This window comes from Mesorhizobium sp. M7A.F.Ca.AU.002.02.1.1 (assembly GCF_003998535.1).
GTDB lineage: Bacteria > Pseudomonadota > Alphaproteobacteria > Rhizobiales > Rhizobiaceae > Mesorhizobium > Mesorhizobium ciceri.
Genome location: NZ_RZPB01000899.1, coordinates 1 through 2174, shown reverse-complemented (window position 1 = coordinate 2174; position 2174 = coordinate 1). Strand labels below are relative to the sequence as shown.

Sequence of the window (2174 nt, the reverse complement as noted above, 5' to 3'; positions counted from 1 at the left end):
ATATCAGGTCGATCCGCGTGCTTGAAAAAGCCGGATTTCGGCGCGAAGGACTGCTGCGATCCTATCTCAGGATCAACGGCATCTGGCAGGACCACTACCTCTACGCCCGGATCGCGGACGATCCGCCGGGCGTTGGAACGAAGGACTGATTTTTGACGAAATTCCTGCGCAACGGGCCGCTGTTCGCCATTGTCCTCGCGATACTCCTGACGCTGTGGGCGGCATCGTCGGCCTTCGCCGTCGAGCCGATCAAGATCGCCCGCGACGACGTCGCGCTCGACCTTTCCGGCGCCGTCGAGATCTACCGCAACCAGGGCGAGAATTTCCAGGTGTCGACCGCGCCGGGTCCGGACGGCATCGTGCGGCGCATCGAGGTCGAGGCCAATGATGCCCGTTCGACCGGCGACTGGGCTGTCTTCGCGCTCGCCAACACCACCGACCAGCAGCTCGACCGGCTGATCGTCGCACCGCATTTCCGCCTGGTGAATTCCGGCATCTTCTGGCCGGATCTGGGCTCGACCCGCATCGCTGCCATCACGCCCAGCGAAGGCTTCGCGCTCGACCGCCAGACCAGTCCCGACGCCGACGTTTTCCGGGTGACGCTGAACCCCGGCACGGTGATCACCTTCATCGCCGAACTGGCCTCGCCGAAGCTGCCGCAGGTCTACCTCTGGGATCCCGAATCCTACAAGGACTCGGTCAATTCCTACACGCTGTTTCGCGGCATCGTCATCGGCATTGCGGGCCTGCTGGCGCTGTTCCTGACCATCCTTTTCGTGGTCAAGGGGACCTCGATGTTCCCCGCGACCGCCGCGCTTGCCTGGGCGGTACTGGCCTATATCTGCGTCGATTTCGGCTTCCTCAACAAGGTCATCGAGATCTCGCCCGGCAATGAGCAGATGTGGCGGGCGGGAACGGAGGTGGCGCTGGCGGGAACCTTCGTGGTGTTCCTGTTCGCCTATCTCAACCTCAACCGATGGCACGGCCATTTCAGTTATGGCGCACTGGTCTGGATCCTCGGGCTGGTGCTGATCGCCGGCGTTGCGATCGTCGATCCCGCGGTCGCCGCCGGCATCGCCAGGCTGTCCTTCGCCGCCACCGCACTGACGGGGCTTGGCCTGATCATCTTCCTCGGGATTCGTGGTTATGATCGTGCGATCATGCTGGTGCCCAGTTGGGTCATGGTGCTGTTGTGGCTGTGCGGGTCGTGGATGGCGATCACCGGCATGCTCGACAACGACATCGCCCAGCCGGCCCTGGGCGGCGGGCTGATCCTGATCATCCTGCTGATCGGCTTCACCGTCATGCAGCATGCCTTTGCCGGCGGCGCGCTGCATCAGGGCCTGTTCTCCGACCTGGAGCGGCAGGCGCTTGCCGTGGCCGGATCGGGCGACACGGTGTGGGACTGGGACGTGCTGCGCGACCGCGTCGTCACCAAGCCCGATGTCAGCATCCAACTCGGGCTGGCGCCGAACAGCCTCGGCGGTGCGGCGCGTAACTGGCTGCCGGTGCTGCATGCCGACGACCGCGACACGTTCCGCACGACGCTCGACGTCGTGCTCGAGCACCGGCGCGGCCGGGTGTCGCAGAACTTCCGCCTGCGCGGCGCTGACGGCCACTATCACTGGTTCTCGCTGCGTGCGCGCCCGGTCATCGGATCCGACGGCGAAGTCATCCGCTGCGTTGGCACCATGGTCGACGTGACGGAGCAGAAAAAGTCCGAGGAAAGGCTGCTGCACGATGCCGTGCACGACAACCTGACCGGCCTGCCGAACCGCGAACTTTTGATGAACCGGCTGGAAGCGATCATCTCGATCGCGCGCACCGAAGAGAAGGTGCGCCCGACCGTCTTCGTCATCGACATCGACCGTTTCAAGCAGGTCAACGACGGGCTCGGCATCTCGGCCGGCGACACCATCCTCTTGACCATCGCGCGCCGCCTGCACCGGCTGCTCAAGCCGAAGGACTCGCTGTCGCGCTTTGCCGGCGACCAGTTCGCGCTGATGCTGTTGTCCGAACAGGACCCGGCCCGCATCGCCGCCGTGGCGGATGCCATCAAGCATGCCATCAACAATCCGATCACCTTTGCCAAGCGCGAGATCGTGCTGACCGCCTCGATCGGATTGATCACCTGGAATTCGCCACAGATGTCGGCCGAGGACATGGTCAAGGAT

General features: G+C 64.3%; 2 protein-coding genes. Both read left to right on the top strand.

The window, feature by feature from the left end:
* Nucleotides 1-149 (top strand): GNAT family protein (locus EN879_RS40310; protein ID WP_164774730.1); only part of this gene is annotated, 149 nt, incomplete at its 5' end.
* 3 nt (nt 150-152) lie between these two features.
* Nucleotides 153-2174, top strand: a 2022-nt coding sequence (locus EN879_RS33020; RefSeq protein ID WP_127274564.1) for a diguanylate cyclase, incomplete at its 3' end; no start/stop codon positions are given.